This is a genomic window from Streptomyces sp. NPDC044033, assembly GCF_056434425.1.
The window spans coordinates 1-20,025 of sequence record NZ_JBWKFF010000028.1 but is presented as its reverse complement, the minus strand read 5'-3'; the positions used below and the strand labels follow the sequence as shown (position 1 = coordinate 20,025).

Genomic DNA, 20,025 nt, shown 5'->3' with positions numbered 1-20,025 from the left:
GTCCCCGAGGAGGACACCGTGACAACCTCCACCACCGCACGCGCAGCCGCTCGCGCCGAGCGGGAACGACAGATCCTCGACCATGCACGGGCCGCGCCGATGGCACCGCGCTGGATCTTCACCCTGCAGGGCTGGAACACCTACGTCCACGAGATGATCAAGCGCCCCGAGATCGCGGAGGCCGCTCCGCTCGGCACCCCGGTCACCTCAGACGATCCCCGCCTGCGCTATCACGGGCATCTGCTGCTGGTCCCCAATCCCGCATTCGATGCGGCGCTGTTGAAGACGCACCGGCTGCTGCTGGTCAACCGCAACCGGCGCGAGGGGCTGATGGACCGGGTGATCGACGGGCCCCCCGGCACCGGCAAGACCTTCCTGTTGCGGGCCATCGGCCGGGAGTTCCAGAGCAGCATCGAGGATGTGCACGACGACCGGATCCCCGTCGTGCACATCATGGCCCCAAAGGATGCGGACAACCTGGTGAACTGGGTATGGGCGATCGCCGAGTTCCTGGGCCTGGCCCCGGCGCCGCTGACCGAGGACGAGGTGCGTCAGCCCAGGCGCACGCCCGATCTCTCCCAGTCCGTGTGGCACGTTCTGAAAGGGCGCTGGACCGAGTTGCTGCTCGTGGACGGTATGCAGCGGGTACACCCGGACCAGCTCGTCCCGGTGCTGCCCTACTTCGACTCCCTGCGCGAGGAGCTCGGCATCACGACCATCTTCTGCGGCACCGGTGCCCGTGAGATCGTGCGGGCGGCCCGCGTGAAGGCGGACGGACTCAGCGAGGCCCATCAAAGCCTGAGTCAGCAGGCGCCGCTCATAACCGGCGAAGACGGCAAGGAGCACAAGGTGCTCCCCCAGGCGGATCCCAGCCGGCTACCGGTGACCTGGCTCGACCCCATCCCGCTGTACAACGGTGACCAGGAGACCTGGCCCAGCGTCCTGTCCGGCTTCGAAGAGGCGCTCTGTCTGCACCGTCTCTCGCCCCACGCGCTGGTCCGTGAGGCCGAGTACCTGCACCGCCGCACCGGCGGTTATCTCAAACTGCTGTCCCAGCTCATCTGCCAGGCAGCCGTCACGGCCATCGAAGAGGGCATCGAAGACATCACCTTGGAGCTGCTGGAAGACATCGACGTCGGTGGGTGACGCCCCGGCCGGGCAGGAGGGATCGCTCGCCGCAGCCCACCCTGCTGCTCGGCGCAGTGACGGGCTGCGCCGGCGCCGCCGACGGTCCCCGGCCGACAGCATCTCTCGCCGAGGGCCGCCTGCCCGGGCACGGGAACGGGTCAGCTGCCTGTGGCCGTGTGCGGCCTCAGGCCGGCCCAGTCCATACAGAACTCCTCCCCGTCCCTGACCCAGTCCTCGCCGTCCCCACTGCTGTGCGCCGCCTGGGCGGTCAGGTCGGCCAGGACATCGGGCAGATCCCGCAGACCACGCAGCACGTGCGTACCGTTGCGCGGCCCGGCTTGCGAGCGGCCCATGAGATCGGCGATCTCTCGGTCGGGGACGACGATGTGGCAGTAGGGAACAGCTCGGCTCACCGCGTCGATGTCGTACACCGTGTTGCGGTTCCACTTCCTGGCCGCGTTGCGGAACAGCTCCACCTTCACGTCGACGGCGATACGCACCGACGGGATGCGGTCGGCGAAAGCGACCATGCGCTGACGGGATGCCTCGGGGCGGGCCGGATCGGCTCCGGTGGCCCGCAGCAGGTCCAGCCGGTACTCGGCGCACAGGTCGCGAAGGAGTTCGTGGTGTTCGTGGATGATTTCGCGGGCCTGGACGCGCACCCGCAGCTCCGGGCGGCTGACCGGATCGCCGGCCAGCAGATCCGCGAAGAAGGTTTCCCAGTCAACTCTGCTCTGGCCGGCCTTCTCGACCTCCTCGGGCCGGTAGCCGAGTTGCCGAAGCCGCGGGACGTCGGCGTCTTGCGGCCCCGCCAGGAGCTGGTACTCGGTGAACTGGGCGGCCCTGCGCAGGAAGTCGGGCATCCCTGGCGCGGTGGCCGGGTTCACAGGACCGGATGGTCCGCGCAGTTGCGGCTGCAGGCGCGTCCCGGCGTGCGCCCAGCCCCACCCGATTCCCAGCGGCTGAGGTGGGGTGGGCCGGAACGTCGGCCGGCCGAAGCTCAGATGCATGGCCTCCAGGAACTGATGACGCAGCAGGATCCTGCCGGAGCACAGGGTGCGGCAGTGCGAGATCGACGCCATCGTGCGGGCGAGGTCGGCCCTCTGGCGGGGGTGAGTGATGCGGGCCGTCTCCTGGTAGTGGGTGACGGACAGGGGAAAGGCGACGCCGGCTCCGCTGGCCTGGCGCACCGCGGCAAGCACCCGCAGGTCGGACGGCTCGCGCGGTTGGCCGATCGCCGCGCTCGCCAGCCGCACCCACACCCCACTGATCCAGGTAGACCGAGGGAACGGCCGTCTTCAGGCTGGCTGGCTGTGCGGCCTGTACCATCGCGGTCCTGCCCGTCTGGATCGTTGCTGGTGTACGCGTCGGCGAGGCTGCGGTGCCTCTGTTCCGGTGATGGTGCCATCCCCCACTGACATGAGGCCCGCGCATTTCCTGCCGGTGGCCTCAGCCGAGGCGGCCGTGCGCGCTCACGGCCGCCGCACAGGCTGCGGGCAGGTCGTCTGGGTGGTGACAGCTGCGCCCGGGACCGGTTCGATGTCAGTGGCCGCCGTTAGGGTCGATGCTGTGATCAAGGAGTACTACCCGCGGGCGTGGCAGCATCTGGACAACGCGCGGCGGGCCGAGGTGGCGATGGCGCGGTTGTGGAACACGCTGCTCGAGGACGGGCTCGTCGAGGAGGGCGTGGTCACGGATCCGGACGGGTCGGGGGTCATCACGGCCTGGCTGGCTTGGCCGCCGGGCGGGCAGGCGGAGCTGACCGAGCTGTTCGGCGGGTGTGTGCAGGAGCTGTGGGCGTGCCTGGATGCGCTGGTGACGGAGTCGGTTGAGGCATTCAGTGCGCTGCAGCGGCTGCGCAGACCGGAGTGCCCCCGGTTCTTTCCGGTCGCTGACTCTCTCGAAGGATTCCGGGAGTCGCTGGCCGAGTCGTGCATGGACGGCGCCCTGCGTTCGCACGTGGCGATGGTGGAGGACTGCCAGCCCTTTCAGGACAGCGACGGCGACGAGGTCATCGACCGGATCCGCCGGGGGCTGACCCTTCTGCTGGAATGGGAGGCGGCGCTGGATACCGGGGCGGTGATGGGCGCGTGGGCGACCCCCATCGAACCGCAGGTCCGTGCCGCAGCGCCCGCAGTGATCGAGAGCGTTAAGGCGGCGGAGCCCGGCGTGCTCGGCGAGCAGGAACATGTCCTGGCCCGCTACCGGCTGACCTCCTACCAGAGCGGGTGTGCTGTGACCGCGCGGGCGGGCACGTATGTCGATGTGTGTTTCACGGAGGGGTTCGTCCCGGCAGATGACGAGGACACCTTCGTCCGGCGGCTGTCACTGGTGATCGAGGCGGTCACCCGGTTCGCTGTCTCGTTTGCGTGGCTGTCCAGCCAGGTGCCGGGCAGCCGGCGCGTGCTATCTGCCGGACACTCCGCCCCCGGGGATACCTGGATCGCAGCCACACGCTCGTCGAGGAACTGGTCCGCCGAGCAGCTGGCCGCGCTGGCCTCCTCGGACATCGGCCTGGGACGAGTCGAGGACGCCGACACGCTCACGCTGATGGTGAGCACTCCGAGCGGAGTGTTCGAGCGGGTCATCCCGCACGCGACGCCCTTGCGCAGCCACGACCGGCGGGGCACGGCCGCGGAGATGGCCGTGCAGGATGCGGCGGCCACCTGGGGCCTGCCGGATTTCGTGATGGCCCCGAGTGTGGAACGCAAGGGGCGCGGCGTGCGGGAGATCAGCGACGGTCTACTGGTGGTCGGCGACCAGGGGGTCGTCGTGCAGATCAAGGCGCGCGAGGGCGAGCCGGCCTCAGCAGAGCGGGAGACGTCCTGGGTCCTGAAGCAAATCACCGCGGCGGGCAAGCAGATCCAGGGCACCGCCCGCCGGCTGCGGGCAGGGAGCGTGCACATGGTCAACGGACGGGGCCGCCGCGTCCGCATCGACGGACCGGCCATCGACTGGGTCGGCGTCGCCATCATCGAACACCCCGATCCCCCACAGGAGTTGGCTGTCGCGGAGCATCACGGACACACGCCGGTGATCGCTCTGCTGCGACGCGACTGGGAGTTCTTGTTCAACCAGCTGCGCTCCACCCACGCCGTGGTTGGCTATCTGCACCGGATCGGCACGTCGGCGCCCGTTCTGGGCGGCGAGCCGGAGCGTTACTACGAGCTGGCCGCCGCGGACGCCGAGGCAGTACCGGGAGAGGCGGACCTGTCCTGGACTCGGAGCGGCGGACAGCCGCACAGTGTGCCGCTGCTGCCCGCCGCTCCGGCCGGCAGTGACGACGGCGAAGCCCACACCATGGTCCGCATCCTGCTCGAGGACGTAGCCACCAGCCCACTGGACCCGGACGAGTGGGATACCCGGCAACGCGTCCTGGCCTCTGTCGATAGCCTGCCGGTCGGCTACCGCACAGATCTGGGCCGATTTCTGCTGGACGCGCTGGCCGCGGTCGCCGACCCCGAGACAGGCACCACGGTATGGCGGATGCGCACCTTCATCGCCGGGCCTGATCGGGATCAGCTTGGCTTTGCCGTCTGTTCCGCCCTGACCGACCACACCCGCGCCGCGTTCTCCGCCTGGCTTCAGCTGCGCCATCACGAACGCGGCGAGCATGCGGACCTCGCCCAGCTCACGTCGGTCGGTGTGCTGCTCACTCCCCGCGCCGACGGCTACCGGGAATGGGACACCACCATGAGTGCCATCGGCGGCGACCCGGAACTGACAGGTGAGGAACTATGCGCCTATCAGGATCTGTTCAATACGCCCGGCGGCCCGGCAGGTACGGCCTCGAGGCCATCGCCCTGAGAGGGCGGCAAGACCGACAGCGGCGCCGCCCGCGCTGCGGCCGCCTTCAGCCGTTCGGTGATCGGTCGGGCTGCCGCTGTGGTCAGTGATGTTCGTGCAGCCGGGTGAGGAACTGGCGGATGAGGGCGTCGACTTCGCGGTCGGCGCTGAATCCCTTGAGCTGGATGCGTTCGATGTGGGCGATTCCGCTGTTGCGCCAGGATCTGTCGAGGGCGGCGTCCGCGGCGAAGTGTTCGTGGGGTTCGTCGACCTCCATGGCACCCACCCGGCCGGAAGCGGTGACGAGGAAGTCCGGGGCCCAGGTGCTGCCGCTGCCGACCCGGGCCCTCGGCAGCGGGAAGATGGCGATGGTGGAGTCCTGCGGCAGCTGTGCCTGTGCCCGCTTCAACGCCTCGTAGACGAGCATTTGCTCCCGGGCATCGAAGGCGAACCCGTCCCTGCTGAGAGTGGCGGCTGTCTCCTCGGCACGGGGCCGAGGGTACTGGCTGGGGGACGTTATGTTGATCAGCTTCTCTTGGAGGCTCTGCCTCCAGTCGTCACCGGTCTCGGGGAGGGCCGGAATGGCGCTGACGTTGTCGACCAGCAGGTCGTGACGTGCCGCCACGTGGACGAGCAGGGGCTGGATGGCGGCGAGGACCTCTGGGGTGAAGCGGGCAACGAGGTAAAGCGGCACGATGAGGGCGATGTCTTCACCTTCCTCAGATCGGTCACTGGGGACATGCTCGATGTCTTCCACGTCCGCCAGCAGGGCGGCGGCCTGGCTGTTTCCGTCCTCGTGCAGCAGGAACGCTGTCTGGGCCAGGACGAGATCCAAGATGGTCGTCAGGGCCTTGTCCGGCTCCGCTGACGTCTCGGTGACCGGAACGGTACCGGGCGCATGCACCTGCGGGGGGCCTTCGGGGCTGGGGAGGTCGGGGGGAGACGGGATCCTGCCTTGCACCAGCAGCTCTACGGCGGGCGGAGGACTGAGAAGCTCTGCGAGCACCTCCTTGAGCACGCGGCGACAATCCGAGTTGATCAAGGTTTCATATGCGCCCGGGCTGAACATGTTGAGTGTCAGCGTGGTGCCGTCGTAGAAGAGCACACTCGCGTTCTGGCTCAGCAGGATCCAGGCGAACCGCATCCGCTCTTCGATGGCTTGCAGAAGCTGCGGCCACAGCTCCTGCACGTCTGCCGTCGTGTCCGCCATGGCACCCTCCCCGTGTGCTGCCCCACCAGCAGCATAGGAAGAGACGCTGGCCGCCAGAGGCGGATCGCTGCTGCCGTTACCCGTATGCCTGAACTCCGTCCGCACGGTGGCCTTGGACTTGCCGATCGAGAACTCGCCGCATCCGCACACACCGCGACCGGAGGCCCATCGAACCAACTCGTCCACCCCCGGTTAGAGATGCGGCTGTTAGCGACGTACCGAGCGGCCGTCGCTCAATCGGCGTGCTGTTCGAGAGAATCCTGCGCCCGACCAGGGGCTGCGCGAGAGGATGCACTGGGTCGGGGAGCAGTACGCAGTGGGTCACCGGGGGCGCATGATCCTTGGGACCGGGCCGAATCGCAGCATGGCTGTGGGGGCTGGGTGGCGGTGGACGCTGTGGGAGTGGGATGAGTGGGGGGACATGGCAACGTGGTTTGAACGTATGGCAGCGATTCCTGGTGTGCGGTTCGCCGGGAGCCCTGGTGTCGTCCGCGAAGCGCTCGCAGAGGCACGTGCCCGTCCGGAGGTGTCGTACGGCTCGCTGATGTGGCCGTCTGCTGAGGGCCGTACGTCGGCAACACCGGCCAGCCGACATGTGCCGGCGGAGGCGAGCGGAGCGGACCTGGTCACCCGGGTCTGGGAGGCGCTGGAGCTTCCCGCCGGGGCGATGGACTACCACTTCGTCCTCCAAGGCGCGGTGGACCGCTTGTGGAGCGGTAGACGCTCCTACTCTGACGGGCTTGAGCTGCTTGAGGTGTTCGCGCTGCTGGACTTGGAGTTGATGGAGGCTGCCCCGCAGGCGGTCTCCTTTGACACCGGCTCCGTCCCGACATCGTTCGTGCACGTGACGTCCGTTCCCCGGCTGGTGATGCTACTGGAACGCGAAGGCGCCTTCACCGACGCCCTCGAAGTGGCGCGACGGCTGGCCCGTTTCGACCAGGGTGAGGACGCAGTGGCCCGTCTCTCGGAGAAGATTGGCGCGCTGGCGGCCGAGGCGAGGGCTGGTGGGGCGGCATGAGTGCCGGGCTGGAGCAGCTGATCCCCTCGGCGTCCTACCTGGAAGAGGCCTTCCTGCGCTGGGTGCTCACTCCGGCCGCGCAGCGGGGCATCGTGGCGCATGTGGACAGCCAGCATCCGGTGACGGTCAACGAGCGCACCTACCGGCTGGACTATCTGATCGCGGGCGAGTCGCTGAACCTGGCCGTGGAGTTGGACGGGTTCACCTTCCACAGTGACCGTGCCGCCTTCACCTACGACCGGCTGCGGCAGAACGACCTGGCGGCCACGGGGCTGACGGTGCTGCGGTTTTCCTACGACGCGGTGCGCCTGGACACCGCACGCTGTGTGGCTCAACTGCAGGCGATGCTGCGCCAGGATGCTGTGCTGGCGCCGCTGGTGATCGCCGCCCCGCGCGTTGAGGTCCCGGAGATGGTGGGCGATCCGCTGCGGGCGGCCGATCCGCCTTGGGGCGTCCAATCGCCCGCCGATGAGGCCTACTTCGCCGGTGTGCGCGCTCGGGTCGTCCGGGAGCCGTTGCGGGCCTGCCAGGACGAGGCGCTGGCCGCGCTGGCCAACTACTACGCCTCCGGCGGCCGGCATGCGGCCACGGTGATGGCGGTCGGGGCCGGCAAGACCGCGCTGGGGGTGGCGGCCGCGTTGTCGTTCACCAGGCGGCGAGCGCTGGTGGTGACGCCGGGCTCAGTCATCCGCGGCACCTTCGCCAAGGCCCTCGGCTGTGGCAGTCGGTGACCTTGCAACGGCACGCCAAGAGCATCGTCAGCAACCCACGCCCCCACCAGCTGATGGCCGAAACCCTCGGCCCGGCCCTGGAGTTCTGGCACGGCGTCGCACTCACCGCCTGGTTCGTGTGCGAAGGCCCCTACTCCCGCGCCCCTCTGTCCGGTGTGGCCGACTACTACAGCCGCCCCCTCACCGCGCTGCGAGATGCCGGCTGCCCCGTCTCGCCGGAGCTGTTCGAGGAACTGCGCACTGTGGAGCGGCATTTGGGGCCGGAGGAAGCGATCACCGGGGAGCGCAGGAAACTACCGGTGGAAACGGGCATCGGCTCCTTCACCCTGACGATGAGTCACAGTAGTGGCAGCCGCCGGGAAGGCTTCGAGCGGGTGCGCGACGTCGTCACCCGCCATCGCCGTGCCTGGGCCGAGCAGTATCTCGATGCCTACCTTCAGCAGCGCTGGTGCACCGCGCTGGAAGATGTCGCCCGGTCCCATCACCGGTTCGTCGCCGCGAAGAGCCGGCCGCCCACCCTGATCCAGTTCGCCCAGTTCGCGACCGCCACGGCCAACCAGTGGACCGGTGGTGACCTCGGAGGTCTGTACACCGCGATCGGAGAGCCCGCGCCCGCCCAGCAGGAGCGCCCGGTCCGACTCCTGCCGGGCGACGGCTGTGACTTCGCCCGCCGCGTCTACACCGCGCTCGGCGGCATCGCCGTCGACGACGACCTGCGCATGAACCAGCCCGAAGTCGCCCAACGGCAATGGCAACTCACCCGCCTGGCCGTCGAGAGCCTGCGCTACCTGCAGCTCCACGAAGCCCTCGGCCAGCCCCCCACGCCCAAGCAGTTCGGCTCCGCACGGCTGGCCTGGCCCTGGCCCGGAGAAGAAGCCGAAGGCTGGCCCGTCTTCCAGCACATCCTGGCCGCACTGACCAACAGCAGCCCGCCCTCGAAGACAGCGGACGCGCAAGCCGCCGAGAGCCGCCTCGCTACCCTGCCAGGTGCCAGGACGACGCTGGCCAAGGGGGCCAACGCCCGCCTGGAAGCCGAATCCGTCACGGTGCGCCTCATCACCACCGGTGCACCCGTCGATGTCTCCGCCGTACTCCTGACCAGCCACGGCAAGGTACGCGGCGACCACGACCTCGTCTTCTACAACCACCCCCACCAAGACGGTGTCCACAGCAGTACAGCCGCTATCACCGCAGAACTGCCCCAGATCCCTGCTGACATCCACAGCATCGCCGTCATCGCCAGCATCGACCTCGAAACACAGCCCACGGCCGTCTTCAACCAGCACTCCACATGGCGTGCGGAGACCACCCAGCCCTCGGGCACCAGCTTGTCCTTCCACCCAGCACCCTTCACTGCGGGCGAGACCGTCTCCGTCGTCGTGGAGATCTATCGGCAGGCAGCGGGCTGGAAGGTGCGCGCTGTCGGTCAGGGCTACGACAGAGGCCTGGCAGGCATGGCCACGGACTTCGGCATCAACGTCGAGAGCTGACGGCGCCAAACGAGAGGCCCGGCCAGGGATCATCACGGCTGAGCACGGCACTTCCACGGCGGGGCCCCACCGGTCAGCGCATGCAGGTCCCGCCACACCGAAGACCACCGGATCGGGCTTCCCAACGCCCCTGCACGTGCGGTCCTAGGCACGTCCAACGGGATACGAAGACCGCTCAGCCGCATAAGGGTTCTCAACAACCTCGGGGAATCTCAGGCACGTTCAGGTAGTGCAGGTCAAGCCCCTTCAGGCCCTCAGGTCATAGGCGTACACACCGTCATGCGCACAGGTCATGAGCCAGATGAGTTGAGATCAAGATCAATCTCATTTGTGGGCAGGGATCCGAGCTAACAAGGCAGCAGGCGATCTAACGCACCCGAGGAGAGACGAGAACCCACAGTGCACCGGCAGTTCGGGGGGCGGCGCCCCCGTGGGCCTGCACTCCTCGCCGTCGCCGTCCGCCTGGATCAAAAAGCCTGGGCTTCGATGATGGATGCGGGTGCCGAGGTCGGCAGGATGTGAGTCAGCCGGAATCCGGAGCGGTTCAGCAAACTCTCGAACTCCTCGGCCGTGCGCTCACGCCCTCGGAGCAGCATGAGCATGACGATGTCGAGAGTGATGGCCGGGTGCGGGCTGCTGCCGGCGGGCAGCACTGCGTCGATCACGAGCAGCTGGGTGCCGGGCGTCACAGCCCGGCGGATGGTGCTCAAGATGCGTAGACAGTCCTCGTCGGGCCAGTCATGCAAGACGCTTTTCAGGACATAGAGATCTCCACCCTCGGGTACGGCCACGAAGAGGTCGCCGCCCTCCGTGTGCCAGCGGCCCGCCAGTGGCTCGATGTCCAACAGATGGTCCGCGACCGTCTCGGGCAGATCGAAGAGGATCCCGTGGAGGCCCGGAGATCGCATGAGTACTTCACGCAGCAGTCCACCCCGGCCACCCGCCACATCGACCACCGTGCCGCTGCTCGGGAACGGGTAGCTTCGGCAGATGGCTTCCTGCACAGCTCCCGTGCGCGAGGTCATCGCGGCATCGAACAGACGGCGCTTGTCGGGGACGGCCGCCAGGTAGCTGAAAAACGGATTTCCATAAGCGGCGTCAAAACCAGGCTGCCCCGTGCGTACGGTGTGCTCCAGTTCCTCGGCGGATCGGCGATACATCTCACCGGTGAACAGCAGAACAGCATCCCTCTGAGAACCCGGCACACCGGTGCACAGGGCCCGTCCGCTCTCGGTCAGACCGAAGGCCCCGTCCTGTCGCGTCTCGAAAATGCCGTGTCCGGCGAGCAGACGCAGTACGCGGCGCAGCGGGCCGGCCTGTGTACCGGAGCGCGAGGCGAGTTCGTCGACGCTCTGTGGCCCCTGGACCAGTAGGTCCGGAATGCCGTGTACGACAACGACGCGCAGCGCAGAGGCATAGATGTGGCCGTACATCAATTCGTGCACAGGTGACTTGGGGAGATCGCTGGTGCGATCGGACTGCTGGGCGAAAGGCATGACAGCCAAGGGAATGCTCCTGGGTTGGCGTGCGCTGGCAGTTGGCTCCCACTATCTACGAGGGCGCAAGGAAGAGGGCGGTTACTGGATACTTCGCCTGGAAGTAGATCCGCCGCGAGGCCGACAGCCACTTCGCGACGGCCGACCAGCTCAATGGGGCGCACCTTCCGCATGGCCAGCGTCGGTCGGGCCCTCGGTGTCCGTCTCCTGGGGCCCGGCCGAGACCAGCGGGATGGGTGTGAATATCGGGGGTTCCTGGTCCGGGGTCAGCGCGGTCGGGCCGTAGACCCAGTCGGTGAAGCCGTAGACGGACGAGCCCACATTCCGCATGATCGCGTTGCGCCGCAGCCGCTGACGACCGTCCAGGTGCCACAGATCTCCCCAGGCACGAGCGGTGGACTGAATACGCCGGCAGTGCTCGACGCGGACGGCCTCGTACGAGGCGAGAACGGCGCCCCAGTCCGGCGCTCCCCCGGCGTTCCGTTCCAACTGACGGGCGACGTGCTGGGCGAGAACCCAGCCGTCCTCGATCGCCATGACCGCGCCCTGCGCCATGTACTGCAGTGGCGGATGGGCGGCGTCGCCGAGCAGGACGATTCTGCCGTGCACCCACGTCTCGATGGGGTCCCGGTCGAGTACCTTCCAGCAGCGGTCGCGCCATATCAGTGAGATGCCCTTCCGGACGGTGTCGCAGGTGCCCTCGAAGGCCGCGTCCAGTTCATCGGACGCGGCCCGGTCGTCCTGGCCCGCCACGGCCTTGGGTGACTCGAAGACGGCGACTTGGTTGAACATGCCGCCGCCGCGCAGGGCGTATTGCACGAAGTGGCAGCGGGGGCCGATGTGGACGGTGATGTCCTTTTCCGCGATGCCGTTGCCCCGGGCCTGCTCGATCGGGACAGCCGCGCGGTAGGCAACGTAGCCGGAGCTGACCACGTCGTCACCGACCAGCTTGCGGCGGGCCACCGAGTGCAGGCCGTCCGCGGCGATGACCAGTGGGGCTTCCTCGATACGGCCGTCCGCCAGATGGACTCGGGCTCCGCCCTCAAAGGGTTCGTAGTCAACGACCGTCCTGTCGGTCAGCAGGTCGACGCCGGCCCGCTGGCAGGCGCGCAAGAAGATGCCGTGCAGGTCGCTGCGGTGGATGACGAGGTACGGGGAGCCGTAGCGCCGATCCACCTCTCGCAGGTCGAGCCGGGTCAGCTCGCGGGAGTCGAGGGCGTCGCGCATCACCATGTTCTGCGGGAGTACGCCCAGTTCCTTGGCCTCATCGAGCAGGCCGTGTTCGGCGAGGATGCGGGTGCAGTTGGGGGCGATCTGGATGCCGGCACCGACCTCGCCGAACTGGGGCGCCCGTTCGAGGACGCGTACACACAGCCCCTCCCGGGCGAGGGCGGACGCGGAGCTGAGACCGCCGATTCCTCCTCCGACGATGAGCACGTCGGCCTGGCCATTGGGGAGAAGGGACGCAGAATTCATCTTCTTTCCTCATATGGCAGAGAAAGTTTTCGAACGAGAGAGCGCGCCGGCCCCTGTGGCAAGGACAATGAGGTCTCCCTGTCTTGCTTCGGTTCGATCCCCATTTCCGAACTGCCGAAAGGCCCGGCCTTCACGCCCGCAACTCCGAATGATCACCCGACCAGGAACCCTGTTCGATCAAGACGTTCCAACATCGGTTCAGGAACCGCTTCCAACCCTGGCCCACTTCGGGTCGCACACACAGGGTCGCTGTTGATCTTCGCCTCGTGGCGGTTTTAGTGGTCGCAGACAGTCAGTGCGCGCATGACTGGCTGGCCGCGCATGAAGCTAGCGCCCTTCATCAGGCCCCTTGGAATCGATCATTTAGGCTGGCGCGGTGACTGATGAGCGGGAGCGGGTGCAGCCGTCGGGAGTGTGGGCCACGGCGGTGGGGGTAGCCAGGGTGCGAGCGCTGGAGACTGAGCGGGAGAACGCGCTGTTCCGCGACCCATTGGCACAGGCCTTCGCCACCGCCGGCGGCCTGTGGCCCTCCTCGGCGCCACTGCCCGATGACGAGGCCGCACGACGCCGCCGGCTGGCCGTGTCTTTCTCCATCGTCATCAGGACGAAGTTCCTCGACGACCTGTTGCAGCGGGCCTCCGCGTCCGGGGTCCGGCAGGTCGTGCTGCTCGGCGCCGGCATGGACAGCCGGGCCTTCCGGATGGACTGGCCCGAGGGCACCCGGCTGTTCGAGGTCGACACCGCCGCGCCGCTGGACTTCAAGGCTTCGGTGCTGCGCCAGGAGCGGGCCGTCGCGCGCTGCGAGCGAATCACCGTCGCGGTGGATCTGCGAGAGGACTGGCCAGGCGCGCTGGCCGCCGCAGGGCACGATCCGGCCGTGCCGACCGCGTGGATCGCCGAAGGGCTACTGATCTATCTGCCCGAGGACGCGGTGGAGCTACTGCTGGCCCGGATCAGCACGCAGTCGGCGGCAGGCAGTCGGATGGGGCTGACATTGGGCTCGCGCGGTGTGATCGAGCGCTTCGGCGCGGACGCCGCGCCGGGATCGGCGGCGTCCATGTGGATCTCGGAGATGCCCGACGACCCGACGAGCTGGCTGGCCGGGCACGGCTGGGAGGCCGACAGTCACACCCTGCGCGAGAGCGCTGCCGCCTACGGCCGCCCGATCAGCACCCCGCCGCAGCGCGAGGAGCGGCCCGGCGGACTGATCTCGGCGATCCGCCGGTAAAGCGCCTCCCGGTTCCCTGGATGATCGGTTCCAAGGGGCCTGATGAGTGGAGCCAGCCTCATGCGCGGAGCCAGCCGGTCATGCGCGCGCTGACCGCCTACGACCACTGAAGTCGTGATCGAAACGGTCGTCCGGGCCGAGGCCCGTACGACCGCAGGACTGGCGGCCTGCCCCAAGGGCCTGATCAGCTACGGACGGATGGCGACCGCCCCGCTCCCCCTCCGCAGCCAGTGGAAGGGCAAGCTGGAGGACATCCTCCTGAAGGACCGCCTTCGCCTGGCAGCGCGCCACCGCCTTGGCCGGCTCTGACATCGTTCAGCGGCCCCGGCATGTTGGCTTCCAGCGGCCCCGGTCGGTGAAGATCCTGGGCTGCCCGGACGTACGCAATTGGCCCCGGCGCTTGACTTGCGCTGGGGACCACTTGAGGCACTGTGGCGGGATGAATCACTGCACTTCGACGCCCTTCAGTTTCTTGGGATATCCCTCGACAAGCCCGGCCGGAGCACCGTTGCATTGCCGAGCGGATGCCCTGACCGTAGTCGTCGTCGCTGAGCACGTCGAGGTTTTCTTGGGTCTGGCGTCCCCATGCTCGTCTGAGTACTGAGCGCTATTTTTTCCCTGTGCTCGGCTGCACGATCAGAACGGTCGGAGAGTTTCACACATGGAGGCGGCCGACGGGATCCCCGGCGTCGTTGCTGCTCACGTCGGTGGCCTGGACAGAGTTCATCGGCGGCATCCGAGTTGCCCTCGACAGGTGATCGATGTCGATCAGCGGTACGGTCGGTCCTACACAGAATCCATATATGTCCACGCATTGCTTGATGCCGGTCGGTCTCCCCCCTCCGGGGAACCCCATTCGGCGGAATGGAGTGCGGTGATGGAGCCGTTTCGCATCAAGGCCGTGGAACCTATCCCCTTGCGTACCGTCGAGGAGCGACAGCAGATCCTGGCCAAAGCCGACTACAACGTTTTCCGCGTACATTCCGCCGACGTCACCATCGATCTGCTGACCGACTCGGGAACGACGGCGATGTCGTCCAAGCAGTGGGCGGCCATGTTTCTGGGAGACGAGTCCTACGCCTGGGCCACGTCCTATGAGCGGTTCGAGCGGACCGTGCGGGAGCTGACCGGCTTCCCGGAGGTCATCCCCATTCATCAGGGGCGTGCGGCGGAGCGGCTTCTCTTCACCACGATGCTGCGTCCCGGGCAGATCACCGCTGCCAACGGCCACTTCGACTCCACTCGCGCCAACATCGAACTGCTGGACTGCCGGGCGGTGGACCTGCCGTCCCCCGAGGCCGCCGATCTCGTCAGCGAGGCGCCTTTCAAGGGAAACATCGATCTCGACCGGCTGCGGAAGCTGCTGGACGGACCGGCCGGCAAGCAGGTGGCCGTGGTGATCGTGACGGTGACCAACAACGGCGGCGGCGGCCAGCCCGTGTCACTGGAGAACCTCCGGTCCGTACGGGAGATCTGCCGGCAGCACGGGGTGCCGCTGCTGCTGGACGCGTCCCGGTTCGCCGAGAACGCTCACCTGATCATCACGCGTGAACCCGGCCAGCAGGACCGCACCCCGCGTGAGGTGGCGCGCGCGATGTTCGACCTCGTGGACGGCTGCTGGGCCTCGCTGAAGAAGGACGGCATGGCCAACACCGGCGGTCTCATCGCTCTGCGCGACGCGGAGACGGCGGCGCGCTGCCGTGAGCTGCTGACCACTTCGGAAGGGTTCCCGACATACGGAGGACTCGCGGGACGTGACCTGGAAACCCTGGCCCAGGGGTTGCAGGAGGTCACCGACCCCGCCTACCTGGCGCACCGGGCCGACACCGCGGCGTGGTTCGCCGACGCTCTGGCCAAGGCGGGCCTTCGCACCTTGCGTCCGGCCGGCTGCCATGCCGTCTACGCCGATGCCGGGCAGCTGCTGCCGCACATCTCCCCCGAGAACTTCCCTGGCCAGGCACTGGTCTGCGAGCTGTACCGGCTGGCGGGGGTGCGCACGGTGGAGTTCGGCACGCTGACGTTCGGCCACGACGGCCGGCAGGCTCCGAACGAGCTGGTGCGGCTGGCGCTGCCGCGCCGCGTCTACACCCGCTCGCACCTGGAGTACGTGGCGGAGGCGGTGAGGGACGTTGTCGGCCGGGCCGGGGAGCTGACCGGCTTCACGATCACCGGTCCACAGCCGCCGATGCGGCACTTCACCGTCAAGCTCATCCCTCTCAGGGAAGGCAGGGACACCCAGTGACCGGACTGATCACGCTGATCAACCCGAACAAGGTCCACCCACCGATCACCCCGTACGCACTGGACGTCCTCACCACCCAGTTGGAGCAGCACGGCTACACCGCGGAGGTCGTGGACCTGTGTTTCGCACGGGATGCCTGGCCGGAGCTGCTGGAGGAGTACTTCACCTCCCGTCCGACGCCGCTGCTGGTGGGGACCTCGATGCGCAACACCGACACCCTCTACGCGCAGCAGCAGCGCGTCTTCCTCCCCGAGCACCTGGAGATCGTGCGGAAGATCCGCTCACTGACCTCGGCGCCCCTGGTGGGGGGCGGGGTGGGGTTCTCCACGATGCCGTTCGCGTGCGTGGACTACCTCGGTCTGGACTACGGCGTCAAAGGTCCGGGGGAACGCATCCTGGTGGACCTCGCCGACCGGCTGTCCCACCACGCCGACCCGGCCTCGGTGCCGGGCCTGCTCGTCAACCGGGGGAACGGCCGGGTGACCCGCTCCCCCACCCCCGACCCCGACACCGCTCTGGGTGGAGTCGGGGAGGTCGGCGCCGGACAGTCGCGCGCCTGGCAGGTCGACACCGACTCCTCCTACACGCGGCGCTCCGGCGACCGCTGGAAGGTCGACAACCTCGGCTACTACGAACGCGGCGGGCTGGGGAACATCCTCACCAAGAGCGGCTGCCCCTACGCGTGCGCGCACTGCGTGGAACCCGATGCCAAAGGAACGGCGTTCGCGAAACGGTCCGTACACGCCGTGGTCGACGAACTGGCCGAACTGGTGGATCAGGGAGTGTGCGACGTGCACACCGCCGACTCCGAGTTCAACCTCGCCATCGCGAACACCAAGGCCGTGCTGCGTGAGATCGGTCGCCGCAAGGACACCACCCCAGACTCCCCGCTGCACCGGCTGCGCCTGTGGATCTACGCTCAGCCCAAACCCTTCGACGACGAGTTCGCCGAGTTGCTGGCGGCGGCCGGATGCGTTGGGGTGAACGTGGCACCCGACCACGTGCGCGACGACATGCTGGACGGCTGGAAGGTCACCAGCAAGGGAACCCGCTACTACACCTGGTCCGACACCGAACACCTGGTGAAGCTCTGCAACAAGTACGACATGGCCTGCATGGTGGAGGTCCTGGCGGGAATGCCGGGAGAGACCTGGCCGACCCTGCGTGAAGCCATCGACCGCACCCTGGCGCTGGACGCGACCGTGTCCGGGTTCAGCCTGGGACTGCGCTGTTTCCCCTACCAGCCGCTGGGCCAGTGGCTGGCCCGGGAGAGCGCGGGTGTACGGCACGTACCCGGGACGCAGTCCGACACCGCCACCGAACCCATCGTGCTGCGCACGGCCGACCAGTGCCACTCCCCCGTCGAGTACGAGCGGCAGTTCATGTTCCAGTCCGACGGCACCGTCCGTCCGGTGTGCTACTTCTCGACCGGCCTTCCCGAGGATCCTGCCACCATGGCCGACCCCGCCGGACGCTGGCTGCACACCGTCGAACTGATGTGGGAGCACATCGACCCCGCCGACTACCCGCGCGTCATGCTGCCGACCGCTCCCGGCAGTTCCAAGGACGACAACAACTACGCCGACAACCCCTTCCTCACCGCGCTCACCGCCATGGGATACCGCGGCGCGTTCTGGGCGAAGTGGAGGGAACGCGACGCCATCCTCGCCGAAGCCGAGAGGCTCGGGATCGCCTGACGGCCCGGCAGAGGCTGTTCTCGATGACTCCCCTGTAGAGGAGCCTGTGGTTGCCATCCGCGACGAGCCAAGCGATGGCGCGCTCGACCGGGAGACGCCGCTCTTGATGCGACCATGCCATGACGGTAGGGAGGGATCCTGGGTTCGTTGCACGCGTCCGCCAGCCGTGCTTGGCTCGCCCGATGAACTTTCTGCTGACTGCGAGTGGCCTGCGCAACGAGACACTGCGGGATGCGCTGCGGGACATGCTGGGAAAGCCGTTCGGATCGGCAAACGTCGTGTACGTTCCCACGGCATCAGTCGCCGAGCCCGGGGACCACGGGTGGTTCGTCGAGGACCTGAACCGGCTGCACGGACTCGGCTGGCGGGAGTTCGACGTCCTTGAGCTGAACGGCCTGCCCCGGCAGATGGTGCTCGACCGGCTGCTGCACGCCGACGTCATCTATGTCGAGGGCGGTAGCCACTACCACCTCGCGCGCAGCATCACCGGCAACGGCTTGGCCGACGGCTTCCTGGAGGCGCTGGAGAACCGGGTCTATGTGGGGGTCAGCGCCGGATCAATGATCTTCAGTCGTCATCTCACCGGAAACTCCGCCGACGTCATCGGGGACACCGCGGACCTCCACGTGCTCGGCGCGACGGCCGTGGAGCCGCCGTTCGGCCTCTTCGACTGGTATCTCAAGCCCCACCTGTACTCGCCGGATTTCCCCGAGCGGGACGACGCCTGGGCTGATCGCATCGCTGCGCGGGCGGACTTCCCGATCTACTTCATCGACGACGAGACGGCCCTTCGCGTCAGGGACGGCAAGGTGGATGTCATTTCTGAAGGCCGGTGGCGGTTCCTTCCGTGACGCCACGGGTGGGAGCTCCGGGCAGGGCAGGGCAGTGCCGCGCCCAGGGGCGCGCTGGTGCTCGTCCGGCAGGCGGCTGGGCGTGGTCGCGCTGGACTTCATCGACCACCACAACGCCGTAACAACCGCCATCGTCAAGATGATCAAGACCGGCAGGTACCCCATCGCGCTGGACATGAGCGCTACCGCGGTGGCCAGCGGCTCGTACAACGGCGGCGCGGGGCAGAGCTTCAACCTCGTCCCACAGGCCGACGGGTCCACAGGGATCCGCGGCAGGTATCTGTGGTCCGGCTCGTAACCCGATCGGGGTGCGCCGCCGACTCCACACCGAACCGCACCTACCCCGGCGCCACCGCATGGGACGCCGACTGACTCTCCGAGGGCGGCGGGCCAAGGACGCGCAGGCAGTCGTATCCACGCCTCACGGATCGGGAAGACCCGGGCCGACGGGATCCTCGTCTACATGAGGTCGAAGGGGGCCGGGTCGTGTCCCTCCCAGATCTGGCGAGAGGCCTCTTCTGGGTAAGGCAATGTCTTCGGCCCGATGTCCAGGACGCGAGTCAGCCGTCGCTCGGGCCGGTGGGCGGGCCACCCGGGGTCGCCGGTCGTGGCGAAGCGGACCCATCCGCGCCGCAGTTCCCGGGATACCGCCGTGACCTCCGGGGTTGGCCGGTCGCCGAAGAGGTACCGGCCGGCGGGGCTGTCCAACGTGCCGAACGCCAGGGGTACATCGAGGCTGTGGCAGGCGCCCAGGACTCCGCCGGAGGCCGGAGCCGCCAGTTGCAGCTCGAAGAGAAACGACGTGCCTCCGGCCGCTTGGTTCGCCTGTGCCAGTTGCAGTGAGGGCATCCGGAAGAGGGCGTCGGAGTACACCAGTTCAACCAGCTCTTCAGGGGTGGCTCGTGGGTAGGCGGCGTGGTAGGCGTCGGCGCCGGCTGGTGCCGGGGCGAACAGCTCCAGGGCCGTACGGGCCTCGTCCTCGGTGAAGGTGCCCAGTCGCCCCATCATGACGCTGAACAGCCGGAATTCATCGCGCGTGTGGCCGACGAGGAGCTCGATCCCGTCTGTACGGCCGTCGGCCAGCGCCCTCCAGGGCGTGTTGTTGAGCACCACGCCGTCGAGGACCGGGCACACGGCGACACCGGTCAGCGAGAGCCGTCCCCAGCTCTTGCGGCGGCCGGGAAGGTCGGCGCCGAGGGCGGTGAGCTCGCCGGCCAGGCGCAAGGGGTCGACGCCGGACAGGACGTCAGCGTCAGGAGCCGCACCTACCCGGCCCGCAAGCGCGGCGGCGACATCTTCCGCCAGCGCGCGGGTACACAGCGATCCCGGCACCGAGTGCACGATGGCCCTGCGGAACAGCCCGTGTGCCCGCTCCATCGTCAGCAGGGCCGCGATCGACCCCGCCCCGGCGGACTGTCCCGCTACCGTGACCTGGTCAGGGTCTCCGCCGAAAGCGGCGATGTTGCGCTGTACCCATTCCAAGGCCGCGATCTGGTCGAGAAACCCGCGGTTGGCCGGAGCTCCCCGGACAAGGGCGAAACCCTCGGCTGCCATCCGGTAGTTGATGCTCACGACGACTAGGCAGTGTCTGATGGTTCTTTGGCGAGGCTGCGGAGCCAGATCACGATGGCTGCGGTGGCCAGGGTGCCGTGGAAGATGTAATCGCGTTTGT

16 protein-coding genes are annotated in these 20,025 nt (G+C 68.1%); 11 read left to right on the top strand and 5 right to left on the bottom strand.

Features of this window, described 5'->3' with window-relative positions:
- The first annotated feature begins 18 nt into the window (after nucleotides 1-18).
- Nucleotides 19-1,146, top strand: coding sequence for an AAA family ATPase (locus tag AC07AB_RS34870; protein ID WP_478575753.1), 1,128 nt, complete (start codon nucleotides 19-21; stop codon nucleotides 1,144-1,146).
- A 140-nt stretch (nucleotides 1,147-1,286) separates the two neighbouring features.
- Here AC07AB_RS34870 and AC07AB_RS34865 read toward each other — a convergent pair whose 3' ends face one another.
- Complete coding sequence (locus AC07AB_RS34865) at nucleotides 1,287-2,384, bottom strand: hypothetical protein (protein ID WP_478575751.1); 1,098 nt, start codon at nucleotides 2,382-2,384, stop codon at nucleotides 1,287-1,289.
- Nucleotides 2,385-2,697: 313 nt separating this feature from the next.
- Between AC07AB_RS34865 and AC07AB_RS34860 the strand changes: the two genes are divergently transcribed.
- A complete protein-coding gene (locus tag AC07AB_RS34860; protein WP_478575749.1) occupies nucleotides 2,698-4,935 on the top strand; it encodes a hypothetical protein in 2,238 nt (745 codons plus the stop codon).
- An 82-nt stretch (nucleotides 4,936-5,017) separates the two neighbouring features.
- Here the strand turns inward: AC07AB_RS34860 and AC07AB_RS34855 are convergent, their stop codons facing one another.
- Nucleotides 5,018-6,124, bottom strand: coding sequence for a hypothetical protein (locus tag AC07AB_RS34855; protein ID WP_478575747.1), 1,107 nt, complete (start codon nucleotides 6,122-6,124; stop codon nucleotides 5,018-5,020).
- A gap of 442 nt (nucleotides 6,125-6,566) precedes the next feature.
- On the opposite strand from AC07AB_RS34855, the gene AC07AB_RS34850 reads away from it, so the two are divergent.
- From AC07AB_RS34850 to AC07AB_RS34840, 3 genes are read left to right on the top strand one after another with little or no spacing between them, the layout of a single operon-like run.
- On the top strand, nucleotides 6,567-7,142 hold the full coding sequence (locus AC07AB_RS34850) for a hypothetical protein (RefSeq protein ID WP_478575745.1): 576 nt from the start codon (nucleotides 6,567-6,569) through the stop codon (nucleotides 7,140-7,142).
- Nucleotides 7,139-7,873 carry an endonuclease domain-containing protein gene (locus tag AC07AB_RS34845; RefSeq protein WP_478575743.1) on the top strand — a complete coding sequence of 245 codons (735 nt, stop codon included), beginning with the start codon at nucleotides 7,139-7,141 and terminating at the stop codon, nucleotides 7,871-7,873. Before AC07AB_RS34850 ends, AC07AB_RS34845 begins: the two co-directional genes overlap by 4 nt.
- Complete coding sequence (locus AC07AB_RS34840) at nucleotides 7,870-9,363, top strand: TerD family protein (protein WP_478575742.1); 1,494 nt, start codon at nucleotides 7,870-7,872, stop codon at nucleotides 9,361-9,363. The genes AC07AB_RS34845 and AC07AB_RS34840 overlap by 4 nt, the downstream gene beginning before the upstream one ends.
- A gap of 467 nt (nucleotides 9,364-9,830) precedes the next feature.
- Here AC07AB_RS34840 and AC07AB_RS34835 read toward each other — a convergent pair whose 3' ends face one another.
- Both AC07AB_RS34835 and AC07AB_RS34830 read right to left on the bottom strand, forming a co-directional pair.
- Nucleotides 9,831-10,859 (bottom strand): methyltransferase, encoded by a 1,029-nt coding sequence (locus tag AC07AB_RS34835; RefSeq protein WP_478575842.1) that lies wholly within the window; start codon nucleotides 10,857-10,859, stop codon nucleotides 9,831-9,833.
- 150 nt (nucleotides 10,860-11,009) lie between these two features.
- Nucleotides 11,010-12,335, bottom strand: coding sequence for an FAD-dependent monooxygenase (locus tag AC07AB_RS34830; RefSeq protein ID WP_478575741.1), 1,326 nt, complete (start codon nucleotides 12,333-12,335; stop codon nucleotides 11,010-11,012).
- Between the two features lie 412 nt (nucleotides 12,336-12,747).
- On the opposite strand from AC07AB_RS34830, the gene AC07AB_RS34825 reads away from it, so the two are divergent.
- From AC07AB_RS34825 to AC07AB_RS34800, 6 genes are all read left to right on the top strand, one after another.
- Nucleotides 12,748-13,563 (top strand): class I SAM-dependent methyltransferase, encoded by an 816-nt coding sequence (locus tag AC07AB_RS34825; protein WP_478575841.1) that lies wholly within the window; start codon nucleotides 12,748-12,750, stop codon nucleotides 13,561-13,563.
- Nucleotides 13,564-13,677: 114 nt separating this feature from the next.
- Complete coding sequence (locus AC07AB_RS34820) at nucleotides 13,678-13,872, top strand: hypothetical protein (protein WP_478575740.1); 195 nt, start codon at nucleotides 13,678-13,680, stop codon at nucleotides 13,870-13,872.
- Nucleotides 13,873-14,440: 568 nt separating this feature from the next.
- The gene (locus AC07AB_RS34815; protein WP_478575738.1) at nucleotides 14,441-15,805 is read left to right on the top strand and encodes a tryptophanase; all 1,365 of its coding nucleotides are present in this window, start codon (nucleotides 14,441-14,443) and stop codon (nucleotides 15,803-15,805) included.
- Entirely contained in the window at nucleotides 15,802-17,502 is a 1,701-nt protein-coding gene (gene tsrT / locus AC07AB_RS34810) for a tryptophan 2-C-methyltransferase (RefSeq protein WP_478575737.1), read from the top strand. Before AC07AB_RS34815 ends, tsrT begins: the two co-directional genes overlap by 4 nt.
- Nucleotides 17,503-17,684: 182 nt before the next feature.
- Nucleotides 17,685-18,353 carry a Type 1 glutamine amidotransferase-like domain-containing protein gene (locus AC07AB_RS34805; protein ID WP_478575735.1) on the top strand — a complete coding sequence of 223 codons (669 nt, stop codon included), beginning with the start codon at nucleotides 17,685-17,687 and terminating at the stop codon, nucleotides 18,351-18,353.
- Nucleotides 18,316-18,651, top strand: a complete 336-nt coding sequence (locus AC07AB_RS34800) for a hypothetical protein (RefSeq protein ID WP_478575733.1) — start codon at nucleotides 18,316-18,318, stop codon at nucleotides 18,649-18,651. Before AC07AB_RS34805 ends, AC07AB_RS34800 begins: the two co-directional genes overlap by 38 nt.
- Before the next feature lie 161 nt (nucleotides 18,652-18,812).
- On the opposite strand, the gene AC07AB_RS34795 is transcribed toward AC07AB_RS34800, so the two are convergent.
- A complete protein-coding gene (locus AC07AB_RS34795) occupies nucleotides 18,813-19,925 on the bottom strand; it encodes a carboxylesterase family protein (protein WP_478575731.1) in 1,113 nt (370 codons plus the stop codon).
- Nucleotides 19,926-20,025 lie beyond the last annotated feature (100 nt).

What these genes read in the sequence shown, in the direction of transcription:
- AC07AB_RS34800 (WP_478575733.1), top strand. Translation starts at nt 18,316, where the DNA reads ATGTCATTTCTGAAGGCCGGTGGCGGTTCCTTCCGTGACGCCACGGGT.
- AC07AB_RS34830 (WP_478575741.1), bottom strand. Translation starts at nt 12,335, where the DNA reads ATGAATTCTGCGTCCCTTCTCCCCAATGGCCAGGCCGACGTGCTCATC.
- AC07AB_RS34850 (WP_478575745.1), top strand. Translation starts at nt 6,567, where the DNA reads ATGGCAGCGATTCCTGGTGTGCGGTTCGCCGGGAGCCCTGGTGTCGTC.
- AC07AB_RS34845 (WP_478575743.1), top strand. Translation starts at nt 7,139, where the DNA reads ATGAGTGCCGGGCTGGAGCAGCTGATCCCCTCGGCGTCCTACCTGGAA.
- AC07AB_RS34855 (WP_478575747.1), bottom strand. Translation starts at nt 6,124, where the DNA reads ATGGCGGACACGACGGCAGACGTGCAGGAGCTGTGGCCGCAGCTTCTG.
- AC07AB_RS34815 (WP_478575738.1), top strand. Translation starts at nt 14,441, where the DNA reads ATGGAGCCGTTTCGCATCAAGGCCGTGGAACCTATCCCCTTGCGTACC.
- AC07AB_RS34835 (WP_478575842.1), bottom strand. Translation starts at nt 10,859, where the DNA reads ATGCCTTTCGCCCAGCAGTCCGATCGCACCAGCGATCTCCCCAAGTCA.
- AC07AB_RS34805 (WP_478575735.1), top strand. Translation starts at nt 17,685, where the DNA reads ATGAACTTTCTGCTGACTGCGAGTGGCCTGCGCAACGAGACACTGCGG.